Source organism: Paenibacillus sp. 1011MAR3C5, assembly GCF_003591485.1.
Classification (GTDB): Bacteria; Bacillota; Bacilli; order Paenibacillales; family Paenibacillaceae; genus Pristimantibacillus.
Window position 1 is genome coordinate 309839 of the sequence record NZ_QZCF01000004.1, and the last position, 25807, is coordinate 335645.

At 52.8% G+C, this 25807-nt stretch carries 27 protein-coding genes; 20 read left to right on the forward strand and 7 right to left on the reverse strand.

The features are described 5' to 3' along the window. Positions 1-60: 60 nt before the first annotated feature. The 9 genes from D3P07_RS15075 (at position 61) to trhA (ending at position 8549) form a co-directional block, all read left to right on the forward strand. Complete coding sequence (locus tag D3P07_RS15075) at positions 61-2310, forward strand: helix-turn-helix domain-containing protein (protein WP_182914339.1); 2250 nt, start codon at positions 61-63, stop codon at positions 2308-2310. A gap of 21 nt (positions 2311-2331) precedes the next feature. Beyond that, entirely contained in the window at positions 2332-3351 is a 1020-nt protein-coding gene (locus D3P07_RS15080) for a zinc-dependent alcohol dehydrogenase (protein ID WP_119801054.1), read from the forward strand. 31 nt (positions 3352-3382) lie between these two features. After that, positions 3383-4027 (forward strand): SGNH/GDSL hydrolase family protein, encoded by a 645-nt coding sequence (locus D3P07_RS15085; RefSeq protein ID WP_259391516.1) that lies wholly within the window; start codon positions 3383-3385, stop codon positions 4025-4027. 95 nt (positions 4028-4122) lie between these two features. Further along, positions 4123-5157, forward strand: a complete 1035-nt coding sequence (locus D3P07_RS15090) for an NADH:flavin oxidoreductase/NADH oxidase (protein WP_119801055.1) — start codon at positions 4123-4125, stop codon at positions 5155-5157. 146 nt (positions 5158-5303) lie between these two features. Next, complete coding sequence (locus D3P07_RS15095) at positions 5304-5663, forward strand: LapA family protein (protein WP_119801056.1); 360 nt, start codon at positions 5304-5306, stop codon at positions 5661-5663. Positions 5664-5674: 11 nt separating this feature from the next. After that, positions 5675-6616: a TRM11 family SAM-dependent methyltransferase gene (locus tag D3P07_RS15100; protein ID WP_119801057.1), complete on the forward strand. Its 942-nt coding sequence runs from the start codon at positions 5675-5677 to the stop codon at positions 6614-6616. Between the two features lie 32 nt (positions 6617-6648). Then, positions 6649-6849, forward strand: coding sequence for a hypothetical protein (locus D3P07_RS15105; RefSeq protein WP_119801058.1), 201 nt, complete (start codon positions 6649-6651; stop codon positions 6847-6849). A 284-nt stretch (positions 6850-7133) separates the two neighbouring features. Then, entirely contained in the window at positions 7134-7826 is a 693-nt protein-coding gene (locus D3P07_RS15110; protein WP_119801059.1) for a hypothetical protein, read from the forward strand. A gap of 78 nt (positions 7827-7904) precedes the next feature. Next, a complete protein-coding gene (gene trhA / locus D3P07_RS15115; RefSeq protein WP_119801060.1) occupies positions 7905-8549 on the forward strand; it encodes a PAQR family membrane homeostasis protein TrhA in 645 nt (214 codons plus the stop codon). Positions 8550-8559: 10 nt separating this feature from the next. Here trhA and D3P07_RS15120 read toward each other — a convergent pair whose 3' ends face one another. Both D3P07_RS15120 and D3P07_RS15125 read right to left on the reverse strand, forming a co-directional pair. Then, on the reverse strand, positions 8560-9381 hold the full coding sequence (locus tag D3P07_RS15120) for a lipase family protein (RefSeq protein ID WP_259391517.1): 822 nt from the start codon (positions 9379-9381) through the stop codon (positions 8560-8562). Between the two features lie 103 nt (positions 9382-9484). Then, positions 9485-10684 (reverse strand): magnesium transporter CorA family protein, encoded by a 1200-nt coding sequence (locus tag D3P07_RS15125; RefSeq protein WP_119801061.1) that lies wholly within the window; start codon positions 10682-10684, stop codon positions 9485-9487. Between the two features lie 200 nt (positions 10685-10884). Between D3P07_RS15125 and D3P07_RS15130 the strand changes: the two genes are divergently transcribed. Both D3P07_RS15130 and D3P07_RS15135 read left to right on the forward strand, forming a co-directional pair. Continuing rightward, positions 10885-11448, forward strand: coding sequence for a general stress protein (locus tag D3P07_RS15130; RefSeq protein WP_119801062.1), 564 nt, complete (start codon positions 10885-10887; stop codon positions 11446-11448). A 1-nt stretch (position 11449) separates the two neighbouring features. Then, positions 11450-12322 (forward strand): MBL fold metallo-hydrolase, encoded by an 873-nt coding sequence (locus tag D3P07_RS15135; RefSeq protein WP_259391518.1) that lies wholly within the window; start codon positions 11450-11452, stop codon positions 12320-12322. A gap of 24 nt (positions 12323-12346) precedes the next feature. On the opposite strand, the gene D3P07_RS15140 is transcribed toward D3P07_RS15135, so the two are convergent. After that, complete coding sequence (locus tag D3P07_RS15140; RefSeq protein ID WP_259391519.1) at positions 12347-12748, reverse strand: YuzF family protein; 402 nt, start codon at positions 12746-12748, stop codon at positions 12347-12349. A gap of 15 nt (positions 12749-12763) precedes the next feature. Then, entirely contained in the window at positions 12764-13549 is a 786-nt protein-coding gene (locus D3P07_RS15145; protein ID WP_119801063.1) for a DUF2935 domain-containing protein, read from the reverse strand. 185 nt (positions 13550-13734) lie between these two features. Between D3P07_RS15145 and D3P07_RS15150 the strand changes: the two genes are divergently transcribed. Then, entirely contained in the window at positions 13735-14973 is a 1239-nt protein-coding gene (locus tag D3P07_RS15150; protein ID WP_259391520.1) for an MFS transporter, read from the forward strand. 83 nt (positions 14974-15056) lie between these two features. Here the strand turns inward: D3P07_RS15150 and D3P07_RS15155 are convergent, their stop codons facing one another. Together D3P07_RS15155 and D3P07_RS15160 are read right to left on the reverse strand one after the other, a co-directional pair. Next, positions 15057-16277, reverse strand: a complete 1221-nt coding sequence (locus D3P07_RS15155) for an NAD(P)/FAD-dependent oxidoreductase (protein ID WP_119801064.1) — start codon at positions 16275-16277, stop codon at positions 15057-15059. 53 nt (positions 16278-16330) lie between these two features. Continuing rightward, positions 16331-17209, reverse strand: a complete 879-nt coding sequence (locus D3P07_RS15160) for an AraC family transcriptional regulator (protein WP_119801065.1) — start codon at positions 17207-17209, stop codon at positions 16331-16333. A gap of 193 nt (positions 17210-17402) precedes the next feature. On the opposite strand from D3P07_RS15160, the gene D3P07_RS15165 reads away from it, so the two are divergent. From D3P07_RS15165 to D3P07_RS15180, 4 genes are all read left to right on the forward strand, one after another. Further along, positions 17403-18578 (forward strand): galactokinase, encoded by a 1176-nt coding sequence (locus tag D3P07_RS15165; RefSeq protein WP_119801066.1) that lies wholly within the window; start codon positions 17403-17405, stop codon positions 18576-18578. Positions 18579-18614: 36 nt separating this feature from the next. Next, a complete protein-coding gene (galE, locus tag D3P07_RS15170; RefSeq protein ID WP_119801067.1) occupies positions 18615-19601 on the forward strand; it encodes a UDP-glucose 4-epimerase GalE in 987 nt (328 codons plus the stop codon). A 40-nt stretch (positions 19602-19641) separates the two neighbouring features. Further along, a complete protein-coding gene (locus D3P07_RS15175; protein ID WP_119801068.1) occupies positions 19642-21231 on the forward strand; it encodes a UDP-glucose--hexose-1-phosphate uridylyltransferase in 1590 nt (529 codons plus the stop codon). Positions 21232-21380: 149 nt separating this feature from the next. Next, on the forward strand, positions 21381-21839 hold the full coding sequence (locus tag D3P07_RS15180; protein ID WP_119801069.1) for a hypothetical protein: 459 nt from the start codon (positions 21381-21383) through the stop codon (positions 21837-21839). A 119-nt stretch (positions 21840-21958) separates the two neighbouring features. Here the strand turns inward: D3P07_RS15180 and D3P07_RS15185 are convergent, their stop codons facing one another. Continuing rightward, positions 21959-22189, reverse strand: coding sequence for a DUF1128 domain-containing protein (locus D3P07_RS15185; RefSeq protein ID WP_119801070.1), 231 nt, complete (start codon positions 22187-22189; stop codon positions 21959-21961). 130 nt (positions 22190-22319) lie between these two features. Here D3P07_RS15185 and yyaC point away from each other — a divergent pair, with 130 nt between their 5' ends. Genes yyaC through D3P07_RS15205 form a run of 4 tightly spaced genes read left to right on the forward strand, consistent with a single transcriptional unit; the run spans position 22320 to position 25742 of the window. After that, on the forward strand, positions 22320-22943 hold the full coding sequence (yyaC, locus tag D3P07_RS15190; RefSeq protein ID WP_259391521.1) for a spore protease YyaC: 624 nt from the start codon (positions 22320-22322) through the stop codon (positions 22941-22943). Positions 22944-22973: 30 nt separating this feature from the next. Then, positions 22974-23825 (forward strand): alpha/beta fold hydrolase, encoded by an 852-nt coding sequence (locus tag D3P07_RS15195; protein WP_259391523.1) that lies wholly within the window; start codon positions 22974-22976, stop codon positions 23823-23825. Between the two features lie 31 nt (positions 23826-23856). After that, entirely contained in the window at positions 23857-24540 is a 684-nt protein-coding gene (locus D3P07_RS15200) for a DUF6483 family protein (RefSeq protein ID WP_119801072.1), read from the forward strand. Then, entirely contained in the window at positions 24537-25742 is a 1206-nt protein-coding gene (locus tag D3P07_RS15205) for a class I SAM-dependent methyltransferase (protein ID WP_119801073.1), read from the forward strand. The genes D3P07_RS15200 and D3P07_RS15205 overlap by 4 nt, the downstream gene beginning before the upstream one ends. The last annotated feature ends 65 nt before the right edge of the window (positions 25743-25807 follow it).

Below are 25807 nucleotides of genomic sequence, written 5' to 3' on the forward strand. Positions count from 1 at the left end.
TGTAGAAATAGTTGGGATACAGCATGAGCAGAAAGGGTGACCGACAGGATGAAGCGATTATTGAAAAATCAAGGTACCTTCCAGATTTTCTTCGCTATGCTGCTTGTCATCGGAATCATGGTGATCTCCATGTACTATCTCTACAGAAATTCAATCTCGGGCATCTACGACCGGATGACGGAAAACAATTCGCTGGCGGTGAAGGCGATGATCGGGTCCTTCGACAACAACTTCCGATCGATTAACAATCTGATTCATTCCATACACATGCTTCCTTACAATGTGCTGGAGCCGGGCGAGGACGGACAGGTAGACATGTCGGATGTGTATCTGCTGCAAGACAACCTGGCATCGCTTGTGTCTTCGGTCGACTTTATCGAGGAAGCGGTTATCTTCTACGATAATCACGATCTTGTCATCACCTCTTCGGGAACGAGCAGCCTGACGCAATTTTTTAATCAAAAATACAAGCATGACCGGTTCAATGTAAACTATTGGCGTACCTATATGAAGGAACGGAATTCATTCAAGGTGTTCCATGGCGATTATTATCGCATCTCTTCGGATACGTTCAAGGAGACGACCAAGAAGCTGATGATTGCAGCCGGCGGCAATAAGGTCAGATTGTCCAACAAAAATGTGATGCTGCTCATTAATGAAAAGGCATTCATGAAGCAAGTCAGCCAGAATCTGATGATTCCGGGCGCCTCGCTCATCGTTCTCGATCAGAATCAGCAAGTGGTGTACAGCACCGATTCAACGCTTAATATTACCGGTATGATGGAAGAGGTTTATTTGAGCGCGACCCAAGAAGCATCGCTGACCCGGGAAAACTATGAATACCATTTCTACAAATCGGATTTTAACGAGTTTATTTATGTAGAGAAGATTCCGTTCCAGTTCCAGAACATCGATTCCGTCTCGCAAGCGAACCGTCTTATTATGTTTACGGCCATCCTGTGCGCTATCTTGCTGTCCATCCTGCTCAGCATTTATTTGAACAAGCCGGTGAAGCGGATTTTGCATCAGCTTGGCGGACGGCATGGCGGCAATGATTTTGCGAAGATTTTAAGCGGAATCAAGCATATGCAAGCGGAGAACGAAACGTATAAAAAACAGCTGGCATTCGTGGATGCGGAGGCGCGCAGAGGCATCCTGCTGCTTGCGCTGGATGAACGCGAATTATCGGCTGAGCATGAGCAGCTCATGCATAGATACGAAACGGATTTTTTCCTGAACAAGCAGTTCGTGATGGTCATGTTCCGCTGGAGCGCTCCGGCACAGGCTGAAGAAGGAGTGAATGTCTCGGCCGAGCGTATGGCGGAGCTGCTCCGGACGGGGCTGCGCGACAGGCAGGCCATGGCGAATGTCTATCATGAGAGAGAGCTGCAGTTCCTGGCGCTGATCGGCATTCGGCAGTCAAGCGAGCGCGACACCTTGCTCAAGCTGCTCGGCTTGCTGCTGGGACAGCTGCAGCAGGGCGAACTGTCCGGATATACGGGAATCGCTTGCGTGAGCAAGGTGTATGCCTCGGAGCTGTCTAATTGCAGCAAGGCCTATCAAAGCCTGACGAGTGCCATGGCGTACCGCCATGTGAATGAGCGGGCCGCGGTCATTGATGCGGGCAAGCTGGAGTACGAGTGGAACATGCCGCTTCCAATCGAGAAGCTGGAGAAGCTGGCAAGCTTCGTCATGAACGGCAAGCTGAAGGAGAGCAAAGCGATCATTACAGAGACGATTCGCGAGACGGCGCAGCGAAATGTGCATCAGCATCAATTCGCATATATCGCAAAGTCGCTCTTCTATGCCATGGTTCGCCACGCGTCCCCTTCTGCTAACCGGAACAATGAGTTGTACCTGCTCGAGAGCGAATTTCTTCGCGCCGCGGAGACGACGGGAGCAAGCCCGGAGAAGCTGGAGCAGCTTCTGCATGATGCGGCGCAGCATATTGTGCATCATAGCGAGGCGGCAGAACCGGCGAGCAAGCTCAACAAGGCTTACATCTCCCAGTATATTGAACTGAATTATATGAGGAACTTATATTTGGATCAGCTTGCGGAAGTGACGGGGACATCGTCCAAATACTTCTCCAGCTACTTCAAAAAAACCTTTGGCGTCAATTACGTGGAATACTTGAACAAAGTGCGGCTGTCCCATGCGCGGGAGTTGCTCAAGCATTCCAATTACAGCGTATCGGAGATTGGAGAGAGGACGGGGTATCTGAACTCCTCTACCTTTACAACAACGTTCAAAAAATATTACGGCATATCGCCGAGCGAATACCGAAAGCAAAAACAAAATACGGGCTGATAAGCACGGGAGGCTAACGAGATGAAAGCAGTTGCCACACAGCACGGAAAGATCGTAATCGCCGATATGGCGGTAGCCGAGACGCCACCGGGCCATGTGCTTATTCGGACGGAATATTCGGCGATAAGTCCGGGCACGGAGATGGGGTTTGTCAGTCGCGGCTCGGATACCCTCACCCCGCTGGGCTACAGCGCGGTAGGCATCGTGGAAGACGTGGGTGAAGGCGTAATCGGTCTGAAGCCGGGTCAGCGGCTCGCTTGCTACGGCGTGCCGTATGTTCGCCATGCCGAACGGCTGAATGTGCCAACCAATCTGACGGCTGTCGTGCCTGATCATGTCGATCCGAGAGAAGCGGCTTTTGCGGGATTAGGCGCGATTGCCATTCATGCGCTGCGTGTCGCGGATTTGCGTTTCGGCGAATCGGCGATTGTCGCGGGACTTGGAACGCTTGGCAATCTGATCGCTCAGATTGCCAGCGCTGCCGCAATTCGAACGGCCGGCGTTGACGTCAGTACAGAGAGGGCGGACATGCTGAGAAGCCAGGGCTATCCCCATATCTATGACGATGCTGCCAAGCTAAGCGCCAATCTTGGGGATGCGGTAGGATCAGGAGGAGCGGATGCGGTGCTATTATGCGCCGGAGGTCCGGGAGAAGCCTTAATCAATCAATCGCTGGAGTGGATCAGGGATCGCGGCAAGGTCGTGATCGTCGGCGATCTGAGCATGACGTTCTCCAGAGGGCTGATGTTCGCCAAGGAAGCCCAGGTGCTCATCTCGCGAGCTGGCGGGCCGGGACGCTATGACAAGCAATATGAATTGGAGAACCGGGATTATCCTAGCGGCCATGTTCGGTGGACAGAAGGCCGCAATATCGCAGAATACATCCGCTTGCTGGGAGAGGGCCGTATCTCGATGAAGCCGCTGATTACGGATGTCTATCCGCTAGAGCAAGCGGCGGAGGCTTATGAAAATTATAGAAAGCCGAGCAAGTCGATTGCTACTCTCATTCGTTACGGGGCTGCCGATATATCTTATATATAGCAGTTAACATTATAGAATGGAGATGATTGGATTGTCAGGGCCTGTAATCAAGAAGGGTGAGACGGTACTGTTCATTGGGGACAGCATCACCGATGCCGCCCGCAATTATGAAGATCCTCATCATTTGGGAAGCGGCTATGCGTTGATGGCGGCTGGCTTGTTCGGTGCTATGTATCCGCAGCTTGGCGTTAAGTTCTTTAATAGAGGCATCTCCGGCAACCGAGTGATAGACTTGGAGAGCCGCTGGCAAGAGGATTGCCTCGCGCTGAAGCCTGACTGGATCAGTGTCATGGTTGGCATTAACGATGCGATGAGACGCTACGACAGCAACGAGCATACCACGACAGAGACGTTTATCGGCATCTATCGGCAGTTGCTTATAGAGGCTGTGGAAGCTTGCGGTTCAAGGCTGATTCTCATTGAGCCTTTTGTTCTGCCTAATGTGGCATCACGCAGGCAGTGTCGAGAGGATCTCGATCCGAAGATCCATGCGATTCGTGATCTGGCGGAGGAGCTTCGCGCGATCTATATTCCGCTGGATGGACTCTTTGCGCAAGCGAGAGCGAATGCCCCTATCGATTACTGGGCCCCGGACGGCATCCATCCGACGCCAGCCGGACATGCGTTGATGGCCAAAGCCTGGCTTCAAGCGGTTGGAGCGGGCAGCCCTCTCTGAGTGCTTGCATGACTGTGAACGCAGCAGTACAATAGATAACCACGTACCGTTCGAACGGCGCGGTCATGCAGACGATTCAAGGAGGGAAGAAATCAATGAGTGGATTCACGTTAGATACACCCTTTGCCATGAAAGGACTCCAGCTCCGCAACCGGACGGTCATGGCGCCTATGTGCCAGTACAGCGTTACGAAGAAAGACGGAATCGCCAATGAGTGGCACTATGTTCACTACACATCCCGTGCGCTTGGAGGCATTGGTCTTATTATCGTAGAGATGACGAATGTCGAGCCTGATGGCCGGATAACGGACCAATGTCTGGGCTTGTGGTCCGATGACCACATTCCGGCGCTGAAGCGGATTGTGGACACCGCCCACGCGCATGGCGCCAAGATCGGCATCCAGATCGCACATGCCGGACGGAAGGCGCAGGATGCCGCACAGCCTGTTGCTCCATCGGCTATCGCTTTCGACGAGACGTACAAGCAGCCGCGCGCACTGACGACGGAAGAAGTACGGGCTATGGTCAAGATATTTGGCGACGCCACCCGCAGAGCGGTAGAAGCGGGGTTTGATACGATCGAGCTGCATGGCGCGCACGGTTATCTGATGCATCAGTTCCATTCGCCGCGCACGAATACGCGCGACGATGAATATGGTCAAGATCTGACGCTGTTCGGACGAGAGGTCATCGCTGAAGCGAAGAAGCATATGCCGGAAGATATGCCGCTGTTATTCCGTATCTCGGCACTGGAATACGTAGAGGACGGCTATGGTATCGATTATGGTATTGAGCTATGCCGCGCTTATCTGGAAGCGGGAGTTGACCTGCTGCACATTTCGACAGGCGGCGAAGGCACGCCGTCGCAAGACAAGCGGCCGAAGGTAGAACCGGGCTTCCAGCTGGAAGCTGCGCATGCGGTGAAGGAAGCGCTAGGCGTCCCCGTTATCGCTGTAGGCATGCTGGACGATCCTCACTTCGCAGCGGAGGCGCTGGCAAGCGGCAAGACGGATCTGATCGCCGTCGCACGCGGACTGCTGCGCGACCCGTATTGGGCGATTCATGCCATCAAGGAGACAGGCGGGGACTTCCGTGCGCATGTACCGGAAGCCTATATCCGCGGTTACTAAAACTTCGCAATTGAATTTTCAGGGCAGGCCTCTCGTCATCATGACGTTCGGCCGGCTCTTTTTTGTTGATATAGGAACTCCTCTTTCACACTAGACTATTTGGACTAATTATGAGAATCTTAACCTAAGAACTGGAGGGATCGTTCATGAAGGGACAAGGCATACTGATATCGGCATTCGCATTTGCGCTGGTTATTGCTGTATTCGCCGTCATTAATGTGGATCAGGTGCAGGTGAATTTTTTATTCGCCAAGACGAATACGCCGCTGATTCTGGTCATTCTCGTGTCGACGCTGCTTGGCGGGTTGACGGTGGGCCTGTTCGGCATGCTGCGCATTTATAAGCTGCAGAAGACAGTGAAAGCGCTGGAGAAGCGCGTCGGCGAGCAGCCATCCGAATCGGATAAGTTCGAAGCGAGCTATGCATACGATGGCGTGAAGGAGTCAGACGCTTCCGATGAGCAGCCGGAGAACCAGCCGGATGGAGAAGATGAGAGCAAACGCTAAGGTGTGAGAGCATGAAAGCCATCTATACATATGCAAGACATGAGGATGAAGAAGAGTTATGCGCGCTGGAGCTTCGCTCTTTGTTCGGCGAGGCGGCTGCTATCAGTCATGGCATCGTAGCGTCGCAGGTGAGCGATGACTCGCCGTCTGTGAGCAGAAGCCCGTTCTTCAAACGGCGCATCCAGATTATCGAGGAAGCGGCGAGCCTATCTGAACTGAAAGAGCAATTGGCGCGGCTGAAGCCGCTAGAAGGGACCTTCAAGGTGCTGTATACGGTAGGTGACGAGCATCACGCTTACGAAGATCGGCGATTGCTGGAGAGGTCGGCAGGATCAGTCCTGAAGGGTCAAGCGGAGATGCGCAGGCCTGATATGCTCTTCGGTCTGGTCCGGTATAAGGGAAGCTGGCTGTTCGGTCCTTGCGAGGAAGCGGAATCGATTTGGCTCAGGCATCAAAGCAAGCCTCAAAACTATTCCACCGCGCTTCCGACCCGAGCCGCAAGAGCGATGGTGAACATTGCTGCCGGAGGATCGAATCCGCAATCATTGCGCATGGTTGATCCATGCTGCGGTATGGGTACGGTGCTGATCGAAGCGATGTCCATGGGCATTGCGATGGACGGCATTGACCGGAATCCGCTTGCGGTGCGGGGAGCCAGATTGAATCTGGCCCACTTTGGCTACCCCGATACGGTGAGGCTGGGCGACATGCGGGATGAAACCAAGCGCCGCTATGACGCCGCAGTGGTGGATATGCCTTATAATCTGTGCTCCGTCTTGCCGGAGGAAGAGTCGTTGGAGATGCTGCGGTCCGTACGTAGATTAGCGGAGCGAGCGGTTATTGTCACGACGGAGGACATGACCGATCGTTTCAAAAAAGCGGATTTCCGGTTAAAGAATCAGATAAGGCTGACGAAAGGCTCTTTTACACGATATGTAAGTGTAGTAGAATAGAATGGATTGGAGCATAAAGCGAGGTGAACCCTATGTCTACGAATGAACAAAACGAAGCTCAGCCAACCAAGGCGCTAAGTCAGGCCGAGCGCGCCAAGCAATTGCTGGCTCAGAAGAAACAAGCTGCATCTGGCGGCAAGCCAGGCCAGAAACACCTATCTACGGGGACTCAGGAAATGAAGAGCCAGAACACCAAAAAAGTTAACAACCAGCGCAAAAAAATGGGCGTATAACACGCAATATCACCTGAACGGGACGTCAGCCGCGTATGCGGATTGGCGTTCTTTTTATATTCGCCGATTCGCATTTCGCCGATTGGGTGAATAGGATATAGCCTAGTTATAACGTGTCAGCGCTGCCAATAGCATATGCTGCATGGATAACAAGATCATGGGACGAATGGCCGGGTTATAAGTGTGGTCGGAACTGACAGCGAAATTCAAGAATGATTATCCCGGAGTCCCCGCATAATGAGGGTAACGATTTCACAATCGATTATTCACTGGAGGGATTCTCTATGGCAGCCAATACATCGTCGCTCCGCGTCTATCTGCTTGCCGGAGTGAAGACAACCCCTTGCTCCTTCAATGCATGTCAAGCGAGGCTTACCGAGCAGCTTCACTCAGAGGGAATTGAGCATTCGATCCAGGTGCTGTTTCCTTATGGGGATGCCAGCCGAAGCTTGATGAGACAGCTGCTGGAGGTCAAGACGGATTTGTCCAACCGGATGAGGGCAGGCAGAATCGGCGGGAAATATGTATGGCAGCAGATCAAGGACACGGTCAAGGGAGAGAAGGCGCTCTTCATTGGACATAGCGGAGGCGGCGCTGCAGCTTACCAGGCAGCCCGATTGCTGGAGGAGGAAGGGGCGGTGCGGGACTTCCGTGTTGTGCAGGTGGGCTCGCCTCGCACGCCGATTCATCCTGAGCTTAGAGATCGCGTAAGTTATTTTCACTCCATTGACAGCTTGGGCAAGCTGAATGATCCAATCAGCCGGATTGGCAGCTGGGGCGGTTGGACAAGGTCGGGACGCACGATGCCGACCTGGAATCGGCTCAAGTATGCGCCAGGGTATGTCGAAGGCATCCCGACTGTAGGCGGACATGCGGATTACTTCCGCAATACGGAGCCGTTCATGGATACGGAGTCGGTATGCAACCTGGATAAGACGATTGGACGGGTGCGGGCGTGGTTGAAAGAATGGCTGTAATCCTATAGACTGGAAGGTAAGCATCAATACCAAAAACGGATTGCTCCGGCAGGTTCGTTGGAAGAGGATGGTTATCTTATGGCTAATACACATACATTCTCCAAGGGTGAGGAGATCGCCAATGCAATCACGCATGGAATAGGAGCGGTGCTCAGCATAGCTGCACTTGTGCTGCTCATCGTATTCGCGTCGCTGAAGGGAACGGCCATGCATGTCGTCAGCTTTACGATCTACGGCTCCGCCATGCTGCTGCTTTATTTGGCTTCTACTCTTGTCCATAGCTTCCCTGTAGGCAAGGCTAAGCGAGTATTCGAATCGCTTGACCATTCATTCATCTATGTCTTTATTGCGGGTACCTATACGCCGATCCTGTTCCATATCGTGCAAGGCGCGCTCGGCTGGGTCTTGTTCGGCATCGTATGGGGGATCGCCATCGTCGGGACGGTGTTCAAGTCGATCTTCCCGTCCAGATACCTGTTCACCTCGACGATTCTGTATATCGCGATGGGCTGGATTATCGTCTTCGCATGGAAGCCTTTAACTACGCATTTGGCGCCAGGCGGACTTCAATTGCTCGTAACAGGCGGTATTCTGTACACAGCGGGTACCATCTTCTATATGTGGCGCAGCTTCCCGTACCATCATGCAGTGTGGCATCTGTTCGTACTCGCGGGTTCGATTGTACATTTTTTTGCGATTCTGCTCTACATTCTGCCGGCATAGACACATCCGATTATTCATCCTCAATAGCTGGACACCAGCCCGGAGGCTCGGCACACATCAGTGCCGCGTCTGCGGGTTTTTCTTTGGCCAAATCGGCGAAGTAGCTGGATAAGATATGATTGGCGGAGACGGAGCCCATACGGAAGGAGCGCTGCACCTCGCCTTTCACATGCAAATAAAAATACGTGCCTTTAGATCTGGGCGATTGATAGACGAGCGGGGGCAAATGAGGAACGATATCGAACTCATTCTGGAAACGGAAGTGTACGGGAACGATGTAATTGTAGGTTTGAACGAATCTTGGATCTCCGACTCGCGGTGCGCCGAAAGTGTAGACCATAGGGGCGGAGAACGGCGTGTTCGTGGCTATATCAAGCGCGGCCAGCGTAGCGAGGGCGCCGCCCAGACTATGGCCTGTAATGAAAAGAGGCTTGTCATAAGGAAGCTGCCCAAGCAAAGCATGCACCTGGTCCCGTGCGGACATATAAATATCGGTAAAGCCTTTATGCGTCAGTCCTGCATTGCGCACAGGCCGGTATACAGTCTGATGGGCGATGAAGTCGGATACCCAATCAACCGCGGAGCCGGTACCCCGGAAGGCCAATATCGCGCATTGCTCGGATACAATCAGAAAGCCGAAGCGTTCCTGGCGCTCGTCATAGGCGTTCGCGGCTGTAAATTCCCCTACAAGGCTGTATGTGCGGGGGACAAGAAATAAGCCGTCTTCCTTGTTGTTGAATTGTACGTAAGTTTGTCCGCATACCGCAGCCATGAATAGCGCGCTCCCCAGCTCCGGCTCCATTCCACGAGCATGCTCAGATTCTGACATCATGGTTATCCCTCCGTCACAACCGTCTGATGGGATAGTGTATGTCGGGAGCCCAGGATATGTACCAGCGGAGGGCTGCATGAAAAAGCGTTCCTGTAAATCACGTTTACACGCGATTTTTACGGGAACGCAGCGCATTTGGTTGAGAGGCGTCTGAAGATGCTGCCGTTTGAGAGCGTTTGGACGGCTTCTTTCGTTTGCCATGGAGGCGCGAGCGCCCCTCCTGTACGTCGGAGTCTGACTCGCTTAGTAGCACCGGTCCGCCTTTTTTGTTCAGCAGATCGCCGGTCCAGCCTTTCTTATAAAGCCAGATGTAAATACCGATCGTAATGGCGAAGATAACGATTACCATCGCGATAAATCCCCAAGGATGATTCTTGTAAGGGAGCTTGTCGAAGTTGCTTCCCATAAGCGAACCAGCAATGGTAGCGGGCAGGAACAGCACGGTGAAGATCGTTAACGTCTTCATAATGTCATTGCCCCGGAAGCTGGATATGGCGTCGTCCATGGAGATGAGCGTATCGATCTCCAGCGCATAATGCTTCAGCAACGACTCGATGCGTTCCAGCTTATGCGTAATTCGGATGAAGGCTTCTTTCTCCTCCAGATCGTCTGTGAACGTTTCTTTGGCTGCGCCGTACATCTCTCTAATCGGGATGAAGAGATGGCTCCAGTGGAGAAGATCGTATCGCCTTTCGAAGATGACATCAAGCAATCCGGTCTGATTGCGCTTTCGCATCGTCTTCTCCAACTCGCCGAGTCTTCGCTCGAATCCGTCCAGTCCGATGTGGAAAGTCTCCAGCAGCACACTGATCATAATGAAAAAAGCTTCCGGCGCTATCTGTGACTCTTCATATTTCAGTGTGTGGGTGCCGGACTGCAGCCTGAGCGGTATACGCATATCCTCATGCATCGTGATGAGGCGGCTTCGAGATAACCAGAAGTGGAACGGCTGCACGTCGGATTGATCCTCCGTGACTTGAATCATCAAGGTGCCGCATAGAATCGGGCCGATCTCCGGTTGGTCGTCTACATATATATGATTCATTCGTCTGCCCTGGCATTCATCCAGCCAGACGGCGCATTCCGGAAATTCGCGTTTCAATTCCGTAATATGCTCTTCGGCTTGAACTTGCGTCTCGGACATCGAAGGTTTTGGTTTCGTACGTGTCAGTGCAGAAGAGTCGTCGCCTCTTGCGGCGGACTTCCTGCTCGGGAGCGGCTGCTGATCCAGGGACTCGTATCTGGCTTGCTGAACGACATGCCATTCCCAGCCCGCGGGATAACGAAGCATCCGATGAATCATTCTTCCATCCCCCTTCTCCGTTTTCTCCCATATCTACTCAACATCATACCCCGAACTTGGCTGCCCGCACAACCTGTCGCCCTCGATATGACGTTATTTGTCAAATTTCTGCTTCATACGACATATTCGACTGATTCCTAGGCGCATTGGGCATACCATCCTTAAGTACAATCACCTCAATTGAAGGGAAGCGAACCACTATGGCCAAAAAAATTGGATTATTCGAAAAACAGCAGGATGTTATAGCGGCAATTGGGGAGCTGGAGCAAGCGGGATTCACACCGGGGGAGATGCTGATTCTGACCAAGGACTGGGAGCATTCCAGACGAATTGAGACGGAGACCGACACTCATGTGGAGGAAATGCGCGAGCTGGAGGAGACAGGCACCAGGGGAGGCGAACTTGGCTATATGGGCTTAGTCATTAATCCTAGCAATGGTTATCCGAATGTAGCCGGCGGTTACGGAATGACTTCATTCCTGGATTCGGCAGGTGGCGGCTGGAACGCCAACTATTCAACCGCAGCGCCCTTGGGGTTTATCGACAACAGCAGTACCCGCGCCTATCAAGCGCTCGGACTGGACAGCAAGGAATCGCAGCTGTGCTCGGAAGCAGTGAGGAGCGGTGCAATTGCCTTTGTCGTAGAAACGAACGAGAGCAAGTCCCTGCTTGATAAGGATGGAGGTCCGGATCTCTCCAAGCTTGGTATCGCAGAGGCGGCCTTCCGGCGCTGCGGCGCTTACCGGATTGCGGATGGGAGCTAAGATGATGGAAGAGAATGTGAATGAGATGCGGACCGATTCCTTATCTTACGGAAGCGACTATCATTATCTTCCGGTTACCTCTCTTGAAAGCGGGGATGTTCATGAGGTGGCGCCAGATGTTGCTGGCTATACCGTTCAGATCGTTAATGTATGCTTTATCGGAAAGCCGAATGAGGCCGATTGGGTACTGATTGATGCCGGGATGCCTGGCTCGGCCGAAGCTATAATCGCATCTGCAGAGCTGCGTTACGGAAGTCAGAACAAACCCAAGGGCATCATATTGACGCATGGTCACTTCGACCATGTCGGTGCGATTATTGAGCTTGTTAGACATTGGCAGGTCCCAGTCTATGCTCACTCCTTGGAGATTCCGTATTTGTCAGGACGACAGAGCTATCCCGAACCGGATTCAAGTGTGGATGCCGGACTAGTAGCCAAGCTGTCGCCGCTGTTCCCGATCCGTCCGATTCAACTAGGCGAATATATACATCCTCTGCCTGATGACGGAAGCGTTCCTTTTTTGCCTGATTGGAAGTGGCTTCATACGCCTGGTCATACACCGGGCCATATCTCGCTCTTTCGCTCAGACGATCGGGTATTAATAGCAGGAGACGCTTTTGTGACAGTTAAGCAAGAATCGCTGTACAAGGTGTTTACACAGGAAATAGAGCTTAACGGCCCTCCAAAGTATTTGACAACCGATTGGGAGCTTGCCCATCAATCCGTCCGCAAGCTGGAGGCGCTTAAGCCCAGTTCCGTCATTACCGGCCACGGCATGCCAATGAAGGATGATGAGCTTGCGTCTCAGTTGAGCCGGCTTGCGGATCATTTTTCAGAAATAGCCGTACCGAGGCAAGGGAAGTACATCCATTAATATGAACGGAAGCTTATTTCTCACTCAATCATATGCAATCGGATGACCTTCGAAATAGACAATCTGCGCCATACGAATATGCACGGCCCGATTGCTCTCAAGCGTGAGCTGGATATGGTCGACTGCTATACCGGACAACTCGCCGGATAGCAAGCCGGCCGTTGTCATAATGGAAACCGCCTGTCCTTTGTGCCGCCCGATATGATCGACAAATACGGGATCAAGACTGGTGACGTACTGCATCGCTTGTGGGATAGCGGCTGCTTGTTGTATAGGCGTACCGGCAGCAGGCATGCCGCCCACGTAAGCAGGCTGTACAATGGGAGCCAAGCGGGAGACAACCCTTGCCATAGGAGAGGCTGAATATGCGGCGTCAAGCTGGTCATGAATGCCCGTGGGCCTCTGAGCATAATGATACTCATTCATAGGTACGACCTCCTGCTAAATTCTAGGTTCTGCCGGGTCGCAATTGGGCAGTGCAATGTCTCCGCCCTGGGACAGCTTGAGCAAATAATAACATTCTTCCCGGTACATGTGATTGGGCATAAGCGGATCGATGCGACTGAGCAGCTCTTCACCAAGCTCAAGCTCTTCCAATTCCTTGAGAAAGGACATGAATACCTTCATCTCTAAATTAACGTCATTATGGAATTTGCCCAGTACGGGATAGCGATCCCGCATCGTTCGGAAGTATCCGGTCAGTTCGATTGCTTTCATATAATATTGGGTGAAGTGCTTTTCGAACTTCTGGCTTTTCTTGATCAGCCGTTTCTCGACCGCATCCAGATCCATCGCAAGTGAAGCGGCATGTCCCGAGGCATCCTGCAGCCAGAGCAGATCGTGATGTAGTGAAGGGAACTGCGGAACCCCTTTTCCCTCCAGCAAAGAGGCCAGAATTCTCGCATACTCTTCCAGCTCGTTCACCATGTGATTCAGGAAAGTGGGCGTCAATCCGATTTTGACCTTGCCCTGCAATGATCGGTCCAGCAGGTCCAGCTTGAAGGACCGGAGCTGACCGGTTAAGGCGCTAGCTGCCGAATTCAGCTCGGCAAGTGGAACCGACTGCTCCCTTGCTTGCGTCAGCAATTGGTCAAAATGATGAATAAATCGCGATGCGGTCTGGATATCCTTTAATTCTACAGGCGATAGCGCATTATAAATGAATCTGGCATGATCGCCCAATATTTGCAGCCAGAATCGGTGCTCGAACCAAGCTTGCTCATCCATATGTACGATCCCTCCCTTCATTAGCTTATGGGCAGGTATCCCTGTCTTATTCATATTCTGACAGTACGGGGACGGAATATATTTGGCTTAACCGCACAGATTAATCGGGGAAGGCCTGAGGGCCTGCAGAAGCGGCGTTCAGTTCGTCTAATCGTTGTTATCCCACTATAGAATGGGGAGTAAGCGTGAGCGATAAGAAGAAATGGGATTTGGCGGCGCTGGCCTCCATTCCCCTCATAATGACGCTTGCCAATTCCATGTTGATTCCTGTTCTGCCCCTCATGCAAAAGAAGCTGAACATTACGGCCATTCAATCCAGCTTGATCATTACGGTGTATGCCGCAGTCTCCATTATATGCATCCCGATTGCAGGTTACTTGTCGGATCGTTTCGGCAGAAAGCTCATTATTCTGATCGGTTTAACGATTGCGGCAATCGGAGGCATCATATCGGGATTAGGAGCATGGTTGTTGCAGGAGCAAGGGGCTTACTATGTGATTTTGGGCGGTCGGTTCGTACAGGGACTGGGAGCAGCCGGTGCATTCCCGATCGTGCTTCCCTTAGTCGGAGATATGTTCCGAAGTGAACAGCAGATCAGCAGCGGACTCGGCATGATTGAGACATCCAACACGTTCGGCAAAGTGTTGAGTCCTATTCTAGGTTCAGCTCTGGCCCTGATTATTTGGTTTATGCCGTTGGCCGTTATTCCCTTGTTCTCTGCCATATCCATAATAGCGGTCGCCTACTTCGTCAAGGTACCCAAGCCTAAGAAGCAGAAGAAGGACAGTCCGCAAGGGTTAAGGGAATTTGCCAAAAATACAAAAGATATTCTGGCGCAAAATCGCTGGCTCTATGGCATCTTCGCAATCGGCGGTATATTGATGTTTGTAATGTTCGGGTTTCTTTATTATTTATCATCCGTATTGGAGGAGCATTATCATATAGACGGGATATGGAAGGGACTCTTGCTGGCCATACCGCTATGCGCCATCTGCTTATGTTCTTTCATTGCCGGCAAACTAGTTGGGGAGAACAAGCCGAAGATGAAATGGTTCTCTGTCATCGGGGCAGCCCTGCTGACAGCGGGTATGCTGACATGCGGACTTGTGAATACGAAGAGCATCGTATTCCTTATTTCGGTCATGTTCGCTGGGGGCATTGGAATCGGGTTGTCATTGCCAAGCCTGGATGCTCTCATTACAGAAGGCGTCGAGAAGCAGCAGCGCGGGACAATTACATCCCTGTATAGCAGCATGAGATTTATCGGCGTGGCCGTCGGTCCGTTAACAGCTTCCGCTCTTCTGAGTCATGAGGAATGGTTGTTTTATCTGCTGGCGGGTGTAGCCTTGATATGCTGTGTGGTTGCTCTGTTCGGAATCAAGCCAGGGAAAGGGAAGGGCAAAGGAAAAAAGGCTGCGGCTTGATTCCATGCAAAATGCAAGCTGTCTCCTCGGAATGATGCCGGGGAGACAGCTTTATTTGTGAGACCTACATAGTGTCATCTAGATCACGGGCGTATGCCGATGAACGGAAAGGGATGCGAGGTGTATTCGCCTTGCAGCATTCCCAATATCGTTCGTGCGCCAATCATGGAATAAATGGTGCCATTGCCGCCGTAACCCAGATTATAATATACGCCTGGCAGTGCAGGGTCCTCGCCGATAAAGGGAAGATTGTCTTGCGATTCTCCGAAAGTCGCATTCCACATATATTCAATGGCAAGAGGCCAGTCAGGGAATAAGGCTTGTATCTTACCCAGAAGCTGCTCGCCTCTTTTTTTCATGATCGCTTCACTGTGCACCGGCTGCTCTATTCTTTCATCGAGCCCGCCCGCTATAATGCGCCCATCTTCCGTTGTTCGCATGTATAGATAGGGTCTGGCCGTCTCCCAAATCAGCCATTGCTTATGCCACTGCTTAAGCAGCGGCTCCGGTATGGTTCTAGTGGCGATAGAATAAGAACGATTCATGCTAGACTTTACCAGCTTGCCGCGCAGTTCTTCCGGCTCGTAGCCGACTGCGCAGACGATGTAGTCGGCTTCGATCGTAAAGCCGCTGGATGTGTGCAACCTATGCCTTCCGTCCGGAAGCGGCTCGTGCCGCACGATGTCGGTATGCTCATGCAACCGTGCTCCGGCCTTGACTGCTGCATCCGCAAGGGAATTAACGAATTGAAACGGATTCACTTCAGCGTCACCGTGAGTGACAATAGCTCCGGGTTTCCTGAACGGGAAGTGCTTCACGATGTCATTGGATGTCCAGAATTCCACATGAAGTCCAGCTTCGCTGAGCGCTTCGTACTCTTTCCTCAGCTTGGGGAGATCTTGTTCTGTGGATGCGAAGTAGAAGCTGCTTCTTCTCTTGAAGCCGACAGATTCGGGCAAGCTTGCCGCAGCCTGCTCCAGTTCATCGACCGCCTGCAGGCATCTCCTATAGAAAAGCTGAGCATTAGCCTTGCCAATCTGAACGATCAGATCGCATAACATCGTATCATTGCTATATTGCAGCATGCCCGTATTGGCCGAGGTGCTTCCTTCCGAAATCTCTCTCCGCTCGACCAACAGGGTATCCAGACCTGCTGTAGCGAAGGCGTAGGCACAGTTAACGCCCGACATGCCGCCCCCAATGATAGCGATCCGGGCGGTGGCCGCTTCTTCCAGTGCGGGGTAAGGCTTGGTATTCAATCGTGTGGTCGGCCAATACAGCTGGCCTGTATGAAGCTCTTTCATAGATACACCCTTCCCCTTGAAAGCTCTATCCGTAGTATATCCATCGCCGGATATCAGGAATCCCTCTGTTGTCCCAATATGTCCTGCCTATAAGCAATCGGAGACATGTCATGCTGCTTTTTGAACTGCTTGGAGAAGTACAAAGCGTCTTGCATGCCGACGGAAGCTGCGACCTGTCCCACAGTCAATTCGGGACGCTCGCGGAGCATCAGCTTTGCCCGGTCCAGTCTGAGCCTGAGCAGGAAGGAGACGGGAGAGAGACCGGTCTTCCTCTTGAAGACGCGCGACAGGTAGGCTCGGTTGTAGCCGAGTGAATCGGCCATCGCTTCAATGGACACGGCATGTGTATATTGGGCGGACAAGAAGCGGACAACCCGTTGATGGAGCTGGTCGCCATGACTATCTGCTTCTTCTGTATGCCGACTGGAAGCAATGGCCGCTTTGCGATATGCCGCCATGAGAAGCTGGAGATATCCGGCGGCCTCCAGGTCGGCTGCAGCGCCTTCTCCGCTTAATGCATGATAGACGCTTCGATATAGAGTGGATGCCCGGCGAAGGTCGGATAGGCGATTATGCTGTGTTTCCCCGGTATCAAAACCAGCTATTTCTGCTAAAGCAGCCGCTTCCGTCCCTTTAAATGCGATCCATCTGTAGCGCCATGGATCGGCTTCATCCGATTCATAGCGAATGAGCTGCCCCGGCTTAATAAGGAAGGTATGCCCTGCTTCCAGCTCGTAGCTCTTGCCATTCAGCTCGAAGATGCCTCGGCCAGATAGGACAAGATGCATGAGATAAAAGTCATATACCTTCGGTCCAAGGATGTGGCCAGACGCTGTCTGGCTCTCTCCGGAGAACAAGACGCGCAGGGCGGCCGATTCACTGGCTTTCTCGATGGTCGGGTTGGATGCGACGCGATAGGTTTCCGGTTTCATAGGCATTACCCCTTTCTGTGACGTTGTAATCCGATACCTTTTTTTCATCTTATCATGCTTGACTGTCGTCGGAAAAGTCACATAAATACATATGATGCATCCATTCCGCCATTTCCCTTCCAGCTTACTTCCACTATACTAAGGCTAAAGAGAGTAGACGATTCATTCCACCAGCAAAGGAACGTGAATGCGAATGGCTAATATAGAAACGCTTAAAATCCAGTTCATCGAACATTATGGCGGACAACCGTCGGATATTGAAGTTTTTCATGCGCCCGGAAGAGTCAATCTGATCGGCGAGCATACGGACTATAATGGAGGCTATGTCTTCCCGGCGGCGCTTACCTTTGGTACGACATTATTGATCCGGGGAAGAAAGGACCGGGGCTTGGGACTGGCTTCTACCAACTTCCAGCTCTCCAAGCTGCTGTCTATCGATTCTATTGCGTATGACAAATCGGATGAATGGATGAATTATCCCAAAGGAATTGTTCATGAGCTGCACAGCCAAGGCATTGCGTTCAGCCAAGGCTATGATCTGCTCTATCATGGCGAGATTCCCAACGGCTCGGGCTTGTCCTCCTCCGCGTCTATCGAAGTGGTAACGGCATATGCATTGCTGTCCATGGAAGGCTTGCCGCTAAACAAAACAAAAATTGCATTATTGTCCCAAAAATCGGAGAATGAGTTCAATGGCGTCAAATGCGGGATCATGGATCAATTTGCTGTCGCAAATGGGCTGCGGGACCATGCGATGTTGCTAATGTGCGATACCTTAAAGGTAGAGCAGGTGCCTTTCCGCACGGGCAGCTACCGGCTTGTGATCGCCAATACGAACAAACAGAGAGGTCTCGCCGACTCCAAATATAATGAGCGGCGCGCCGAATGCGAGAAGGCGGTGGAGGAGCTTCGGGCCGTACATTCGGGCCTGGAACTGCTTGGCCAGCTAAGCGCGGAGCAATTCCACAGCATTAAGCATCTGATTCAAGACGATACGGTGAGAAGACGTGCGCAGCATGTGGTGGAAGAGAACGAGCGCGTACTGCAATCAGTCAAGGCACTGAACGATGGGGATCTGGAACGGTTCGGCCAACTCATGAATGCATCCCATCAGTCGCTTCGGGATTTGTACGAGGTGACAGGTCATGAGCTCGACGCGCTTGCGGATGCCGCCCGCGAAGTGCCGGGTGTAGTCGGATCGCGCATGACCGGAGCGGGCTTCGGCGGATGTACTGTATCGCTTGTTCATGAGGACAGTGTGGCTCTATTCCAAGAAGAGGTTGGCCGTCTATATACGGAGGCTACCGGCCTCAAGGCGGAGTTCTATGTATGCAGCATCGGCAATGGCGTCGAGCGCTTGGAAGCTTGATCCGTTTGTCGCCAATATGAACGAGGAGATGGTGAAATGGCAGTATTAGTAACGGGAGGAGCAGGGTATATCGGCTCCCATACGGTCGCAGCGCTGCTCGAACGCGGAGAGGACATCGTAGTGCTCGATAATTTGCAGCAAGGGCATAAGGAGGCATTGCTTGGCGGCAAGCTCTACGTTGGCGACTTGCGTGATGCAGAGGTGCTGGACAGAGTATTCACGGAAAACGAGATCGATGCCATTATTCATTTCGCCGCTAACTCTCTGGTCGGGGAGAGTATGAAGCTGCCGGGGAAATATTATCACAACAATGTGTACGGAACGTTATGCCTGCTGGAGAAGATGAATGAATACAACGTCAAAAAGATCGTATTCTCATCGACAGCAGCAACGTATGGCGAGCCGGAGCAAGTCCCGATTGACGAGTACGACCGGACATTGCCGACGAATGCTTACGGCGAGACCAAGCTGGCGATGGAGAAGATGATGCAATGGTTCGATACGGCGCATGAGATCAAATCTATCTCCCTTCGTTACTTCAATGCCGCCGGGGCCCATGATAGCGGCAAGATTGGGGAGGACCATAGGCCAGAGACGCATCTGGTGCCAATCGTACTGGAAGCAGCGCTCGGCAAGCGTCCGCATATCTCTGTCTTCGGCGACGATTACGATACACCGGATGGCACATGCATCCGCGATTATATCCATGTAAGCGATCTGGCGGATGCCCATGTGCTGGCGGTCGACCGTCTGCGAACGGGCGCTGACAGCTCGGTCTATAATTTGGGCAACGGCCAAGGCTTTTCAGTAAAAGAAGTGATTGAAATTGCGCGTACGGTAACAGGGAAGGAAATTCCGGCGCTTATCGAGCCGCGTCGCGCGGGCGACCCTGCTGTATTGGTCGCATCGTCCGAGCGTGCACGCTCGGAACTGGGATGGGCGCCAAGCCGCAGCGAGCTGAAGCATATCATTACAAGCGCATGGAACTGGCATGCATCGCGCCCCAATGGCTACGAGGGCTAGGAGGCATCTGACCGCACCTGCGTGAGAGGAGCTAGACAGCATGAGTATCGCCACGCAAGCGGCGCCTTCTTCCGAAGAAGCGTTGCTGCTGATCGAACGATTATTGGCATTCGCAAGGCAACAGGAGTTGCTGCATGAGCTGGATGTACCCTATGGACGCAACGCCCTGCTTGATTTGTTCGGCTTTGCCGAACCGTATGGGGGAGTGGTCCCCGCTGAGACGACGGATAATGTCTCCGAGCTGCTGGAACCGCTGCTTGATTACGGCTGTTCAATCGGGTTGGTGCCGGCATACACGACGACGCAGCGGGATTTGCTGGATGCTCGGATTATGGGGCTGCTAATGCCAAGGCCGTCAGAAGCAGCGGCGAGCTTCCGTGAGCGGGCGGAGCGGGAAGGGCTGTCAAGTGCGACGGATGCCTTCTACCGGATGAACATTGCGAGCAATTATATACGTATGGACCGGATCGCCAGCAACCTGTACTGGCAGCACGAAACTTCTTACGGGAACCTGGAGATGACGATCAATTTGTCAAAGCCGGAGAAGGACCCGCAAGAAATCGCCAAGCTGAGATCGATGCCGCAGGGGCATTATCCGAGGTGCCTTCTATGTGCGGATAATGTAGGTTACGCCGGGCGAATCGATCATCCGGCAAGACAGAACCTGAGAGTCCTGCCGCTGCAGCTCGGAGGGGAAGACTGGTGTTTTCAATATTCTCCCTATGTCTATTACAATGAGCACAGCATCGTGCTGAAGGCGGCACATGAGCCGATGTCGATCTCTCCTGACACTTTTGTGAGGCTGCTTGATTTTGTAGAGCAATTCCCGCATTACTTTATCGGCTCCAACGCAGATCTGCCTATCGTGGGAGGTTCGATTCTAAGCCATGATCACTTCCAGGCCGGACGGCATGTATTCCCGATGGAAACCGCTAAGGTAGAGGCATATTTCACGGACGACGGTAATCCTGGTGTATCGATCGGCATCGTGGAGTGGCCCATGTCAGTCATCCGCCTGAACGGAGCATCCCGGTCTGCGGTGCTGGAAGCGGCTAACCGGATTCTGGATGCCTGGAGAGGCTACAGCGATGCGTCTGCGGAGGTGCTGGCATGGACGGAACGAGAGGGCGGCATACGAGAATCCCATAATACGGTTACGCCAATTGCGCGTCTTCGGGATAACGGGGAGTATGAGCTGGACCTGGTACTGCGCAACAATCGGACCAGCTCCGAGCACCCGGATGGCATCTTTCATCCTCACCGGAGCCTGCATCACATCAAGAAGGAAAATATTGGACTTATTGAGGTTATGGGGCTGGCGGTGCTTCCGGGCAGGCTGAGCGAAGAGCTGAAAAGCTTGTCCTTATATCTGACGCCGGATGCTATTGAGTCTATTGATAAGCTCGGTCAGGCGGATCATCCGCTCCACAAGCATGGGGAGTGGCTGGCGTCGCTGGCGGAGAATCACGGTACTGCGAATTCAAATGCACAGGCATGGGCGATCATGCAGCACGAAACGGGGGAACGCTTTCTTGACGTGCTGACGGATGCGGGTGTATTCAAGCGAACGGAACGGGGCAGAGAGGCCTTTCATCAATTTCTTGCATCGGCAGGAGCAAGCCCAAAATGAATAGCGAACCTTCCTGAAAATCGACTATGCGATGAACGGGAAGGTTTTTTGTTGTGTTTTTTCTTGCATTATGGTATTTTTTATATAATAAATATTGTTTTTAGAATTAATAATCTGAAATGAAGATAGATCATATTGGAGGGATAGAAATGCCAGAGAAAATGCTGCCGCTCGACGAATTTTTGCAGCTCAGCTCAGACGAGCAGGTGGAGAAGCTGAAGCGCTGGAAGATGGATTATACACTTAAAGATATTAGGGAGGCTTGGAACTTCAAGCATTCCGCACAATATTACATGCTGTTGAAGAAGCTCAGAATCTACGAGCGTGTCGTGAATAAATCAGATAAGTTCTACCCTGCGCAAGAAAATTTGAACCAGCGCCCGGGCCATGCCGATGAACGCGGCTGGCGCGGCGGCAGCTATGGCGCGAAGCTTCCTTCCGATTCATTCGACTACCAGTTGAATACGACGCTGACCGGCCCTGAGCTGGCCGACAAGCTGGAGAGATTGGCGCACTTCCTGAAGGGCGAGCGCAAGGATATCTCTATCAAGCTGTCCATTGAAGCGGTGGATACGGAGAAGAACGAAGATACGGATGCACAGGAATAGCAGTACGGGCATGAGAAAGAACCGGAATCGTCTTGAACGATCCCGGTTCTTTTTTGTCGAATAATGATAATTAATGGTTCATAATGGCAGAATAAACGATATATTCCGGCCTATGAATCCTATTGCTTTTTGCGCAGCTTGCCCAGCTCCGATACCAGTGCTTCGACTTCGCTAATGCTGAATCGATCCTTGCCGTTCACGACATCGTACAGGTCCTTTATATCCTCGTATTGGTCTACGTTGAAATTGGAGGCTTGCATGGCTGCGCCCGATGCCATTCTTAGCTTGGTCTTAATGGCTTCGATCATAATTTCGACGTTTTCTTGGGTGTGCTGATCCAGGTTGCTCATAGGGTACGCCCCTTTCCATGGGTATTGACTCTCGTCATTGTATCACGACTGGGGAGGAGATCGCCAACAAATTGAAGACAAGGGCAATATTCGGTACAATAAACGGTATTGGGAAAGAGTGCGGAAACGGGTGAAGAATCAAGTGCGGATGATGGAACAGTCAACAGGAAGCGACGCAGCGAGGGGATCGCGGTCGAGAATGAAGCGCAAGGAAGCGGAGACCGATATACAGGCAGCATGGGATGCAGCTGGATTAGCGGAGTTTCTTGCTATGGTCGCAAGGAAGGAGCCCGATCCGGACCGGATCATGTTCATCTGTATTGGAAGCGACCGGTCAACCGGAGATGCCTTCGGTCCGCTGCTCGGCATGCTGCTGAAGGAGCAAGGCTGGAAGCATGTGATCGGCACATTGGAGGAACCTTGCGATGCACACGCGGTAGAGTCGGCTGTAAGCCGAGCGGCGGTCCTGCAAGACAGCGGCAGGCTGACGGTGATTGCAGTTGACGCTTGCCTCGGCAAGCCGCAATCGGTAGGAGGCTTTATCACCCGGGAGGGACCGTTGCAGCCGGGAGCGGCAACGGGACGAAGGCTCCCGGCTGTCGGTGATTACAGTATAGCCGGTGTCGTTAATTTGAACGGGGTGAAGGCGTACGGCATGCTGCAAACAACATCGCTGCATCTGGTAATGGATATGGCGAAGCAAGCGGCGGCGGCGATACGGGAGGCCTGGTTGGCGAAAGGGAATAACGGGTAGTGGGGTTCATACCGATAAGGAGGCTTGATTATGATGGAACAGAATGAAAAAGCAGACGACATCAGCCAATCGATTACGCTGGATGCCGTAGTGGTGGAGAGCGGCGTCAAGCTGGCTTATTATGACTCCAAGGAATCGCATGGACTCGATACGGCGCTGGTCTTGCTGCATGGCTATTGCGGCAGCTCCGCCTATTGGGAGAAGATAGTGGACGAGCTCGCGGCATCTATCCGGGTAGTTGCACCTGACGCGAGGGGGCATGGACGGAGCTCCGCCCCGGAGGACGAGATATACGGGATGGAGCTGTTCGCGGATGATCTGGCCGGCCTGCTGGATTCGCTGTCCATTCGCCGAGCTATCGTGCTGGGCCATTCCTTGGGCGGCTATATTGCGCTGGCATTCGCAGAACGGTATGCCGACAGGCTGTCTGCATTTGGGCTTGTTCATTCCACTCCGCTGCCGGATAGCGAGGCTGCTCGCGCCAATCGAGACAAGGCGGTCGCTTCGCTTCAGGAGAGCGGCGTAGCGGCGTTCGTGGACGGCCTGATCCCGAAGCTGTTCGCGAAGGATCGGCTGGAGGGTATGGGGCCGGAGGTAGCCTGGTGCAAGGAGATTGGTTATGCGACCGCGCAGAACGGTGCTATAGCAACCGCCAGGGGGATGAAGGCAAGAAGGGATCGCAGCGAGGTGATCAGCGGCTCATCGCTTCCGGTCTTGCTGGTGGCAGGCGTCCAAGACGGAGTGATTCCAATAGAGAGTACGTTTTCTGCCGTTAACGAAGAAACCAGGAAGGTCGAGCTGGAGCAGGCGGGGCATATGAGCATGATGGAATGCGCGCCACAGCTTGCGGAAGAGATTGCTTCTTTCGTAAGGTCGATTTAGGAATAAGGAATGGCGAGGGGGGACGCGGCCGATGTTCCAACGCGATTATTTTATGAGAATGATTAGCCAGATGACGGAAGCGTTAGGGCAAGTGCTTGGCTTGCGCAAGCAGATGAAGCAGGAGGAAGCGCTGCTTGTGCTGGACGATCTCTTGGACAAGCACTTTCGGCTTAGCAGCAAGCTGATCCGGTCGTTGTCCGATGAGGATCTGATCAAAGTCATGACGACTAACGGGGTGGCCGATACCGACCATCTTCAGGCGATTGCCGTTCTGATGAAGCAAGAGGGGCTGCTTCACGGGGAGCTCGGACGGGAGACGGAGTGCTACGGGATGTATGTGCGTTCACTCCGGCTCTTCGTGCGATTATCTCTGATGGGAGCGGAGCCAACGATTGTAGAGCCCAGAGAGCAAATAAACGAGCTGCTCAGTTTGCTCAGCGCGTATGAGCTGCCTGATTCCGCGAAGCGTCTGCTGATGGAATGGCATGAGGCGGAAGGGCGTTACGATCAAACCGAAAATATGATGTATGAGCTGCTGGAGACGAGCGCGATGTCGCCGGAGGAAGCCTCCGAGACGTACCGCAGGCTGCTGGAGCAAAGTGACGAGGCGCTTACGGCGGGGGGACTTCCGAGAGAAGAGATCCGCCAAGGCATGGCCGATCTGCAATCGGCATGGAAAGCACGAGGCAACGAGGGAGTGACCAATCAAGCATGACGGAACAATGGCAACAGGATATAGAGAGCTGGATCAGGAATGGGCAATTGCTGCAAGCGACGCTTAGCTCGCCGCGCGGAGGCGGCGAAGCGACGGCTCCAAGGACGGTCGTAAGGCCTGTGCAGCTGAAGGAAGGGCTGCGTTACCAGTTCGAGTCTCATTATACGAATAAAGTGCTGCATCACAATTTGGACGAGGATGAGACGGTATCGCGATTGCTTGAGATTGTCGGTCCCCTGTACCGGCAGGGATTGATGAAGACGCCGGAGGCGGACGTCCAGCTTCTGTTCAGCAAGAAGGGCAAAGCGACCGTGCGAAGGACGGCAGTGAGCGGAAGAGACAAGCCTGCCGCGCTGGAGCATAACCGGAAGAAGCAGCGTATCCTGGAGGAAGGCAAGCCGGCTCCTTTCTTGGTAGAGCTGGGCATTATGACCGAGGACGGCCGAGTACATGCGAAGAAGCAGGATAAGTACCGCCAGATCAACCGATTCCTGGAGATGGTCACGGATGTGCTGGACGCGCTTCCGCGCGATCGCCAGCTTAAAATTGTCGACTTCGGCTGCGGCAAGTCGTATCTGACGTTCGCTTTGTACCATCTGCTTGCCATAGAGCAAGGACGTGATATCTCTGTGATCGGGCTCGATCTGAAGGAAGACGTGATCGCCTTCTGCACCAGTCTTGCCGATAAGCTTGGGTATGACAACTTAAAATTTCTTGTTGGGGATATTGCCGAATATGAAGGTCTTGAAGCGGCTGATATGGTTGTGACCCTGCATGCATGCGATACGGCAACAGATGCGGCTTTGGCCAAGGCGGTAGGCTGGGGGGCTTCCGTTATCATGTCTGTGCCGTGCTGCCAGCATGAGCTCTTCCGGCAAGTAGAGAGCGACGTAATGGCTCCGCTGCTGTCACAGGGCCTGCTGAAGGAGCGGTTCTCCGCTCTCGCAACCGATGCCGTCAGGGGGAATCTGCTGGAGGTGCTCGGCTACAAGGTGAGTATGCTGGAATTTGTGGATCCTGAGCATACCCCCAAAAATCTGCTTATCCGTGCTGTAGCGACTCCGCACAAAGAACTATCTCTCGCCAAGTGGAAGCAATATGAAAGTTTCAGAGACTTTCTACATCTGTCTCCAGCACTAGAGAGCATGTTGACCCAACATTGGCCGGACGCAGAAAAGAATTCCGTAAAAACTACGAAATAGCCAATTGTCGATAGGATTAACATTTGCTACAATGGAAGAAGATGGCTACCAAATGAATGGGTGAA

Excerpts from the sequence above, each read along its gene's own strand:
- D3P07_RS15180 (WP_119801069.1), top strand. The coding sequence starts at position 21,381 with ATGCCAGAGAAAATGCTGCCGCTCGACGAATTTTTGCAGCTCAGCTCA.
- D3P07_RS15185 (WP_119801070.1), bottom strand. The coding sequence starts at position 22,189 with ATGAGCAACCTGGATCAGCACACCCAAGAAAACGTCGAAATTATGATC.
- D3P07_RS15165 (WP_119801066.1), top strand. The coding sequence starts at position 17,403 with ATGGCTAATATAGAAACGCTTAAAATCCAGTTCATCGAACATTATGGC.
- D3P07_RS15160 (WP_119801065.1), bottom strand. The coding sequence starts at position 17,209 with ATGAAACCGGAAACCTATCGCGTCGCATCCAACCCGACCATCGAGAAA.
- D3P07_RS15155 (WP_119801064.1), bottom strand. The coding sequence starts at position 16,277 with ATGAAAGAGCTTCATACAGGCCAGCTGTATTGGCCGACCACACGATTG.
- D3P07_RS15195 (WP_259391523.1), top strand. The coding sequence starts at position 22,974 with ATGATGGAACAGAATGAAAAAGCAGACGACATCAGCCAATCGATTACG.
- trhA (WP_119801060.1), top strand. The coding sequence starts at position 7,905 with ATGGCTAATACACATACATTCTCCAAGGGTGAGGAGATCGCCAATGCA.
- D3P07_RS15110 (WP_119801059.1), top strand. The coding sequence starts at position 7,134 with ATGGCAGCCAATACATCGTCGCTCCGCGTCTATCTGCTTGCCGGAGTG.
- D3P07_RS15205 (WP_119801073.1), top strand. The coding sequence starts at position 24,537 with ATGACGGAACAATGGCAACAGGATATAGAGAGCTGGATCAGGAATGGG.
- D3P07_RS15175 (WP_119801068.1), top strand. The coding sequence starts at position 19,642 with ATGAGTATCGCCACGCAAGCGGCGCCTTCTTCCGAAGAAGCGTTGCTG.
- D3P07_RS15145 (WP_119801063.1), bottom strand. The coding sequence starts at position 13,549 with ATGGATGAGCAAGCTTGGTTCGAGCACCGATTCTGGCTGCAAATATTG.
- D3P07_RS15090 (WP_119801055.1), top strand. The coding sequence starts at position 4,123 with ATGAGTGGATTCACGTTAGATACACCCTTTGCCATGAAAGGACTCCAG.
- galE (WP_119801067.1), top strand. The coding sequence starts at position 18,615 with ATGGCAGTATTAGTAACGGGAGGAGCAGGGTATATCGGCTCCCATACG.
- D3P07_RS15140 (WP_259391519.1), bottom strand. The coding sequence starts at position 12,748 with ATGAATGAGTATCATTATGCTCAGAGGCCCACGGGCATTCATGACCAG.
- D3P07_RS15135 (WP_259391518.1), top strand. The coding sequence starts at position 11,450 with ATGATGGAAGAGAATGTGAATGAGATGCGGACCGATTCCTTATCTTAC.
- D3P07_RS15125 (WP_119801061.1), bottom strand. The coding sequence starts at position 10,684 with ATGATTCATCGGATGCTTCGTTATCCCGCGGGCTGGGAATGGCATGTC.
- D3P07_RS15105 (WP_119801058.1), top strand. The coding sequence starts at position 6,649 with ATGTCTACGAATGAACAAAACGAAGCTCAGCCAACCAAGGCGCTAAGT.
- D3P07_RS15130 (WP_119801062.1), top strand. The coding sequence starts at position 10,885 with ATGGCCAAAAAAATTGGATTATTCGAAAAACAGCAGGATGTTATAGCG.
- D3P07_RS15080 (WP_119801054.1), top strand. The coding sequence starts at position 2,332 with ATGAAAGCAGTTGCCACACAGCACGGAAAGATCGTAATCGCCGATATG.
- D3P07_RS15120 (WP_259391517.1), bottom strand. The coding sequence starts at position 9,381 with ATGATGTCAGAATCTGAGCATGCTCGTGGAATGGAGCCGGAGCTGGGG.
- D3P07_RS15095 (WP_119801056.1), top strand. The coding sequence starts at position 5,304 with ATGAAGGGACAAGGCATACTGATATCGGCATTCGCATTTGCGCTGGTT.
- D3P07_RS15100 (WP_119801057.1), top strand. The coding sequence starts at position 5,675 with ATGAAAGCCATCTATACATATGCAAGACATGAGGATGAAGAAGAGTTA.
- D3P07_RS15200 (WP_119801072.1), top strand. The coding sequence starts at position 23,857 with ATGTTCCAACGCGATTATTTTATGAGAATGATTAGCCAGATGACGGAA.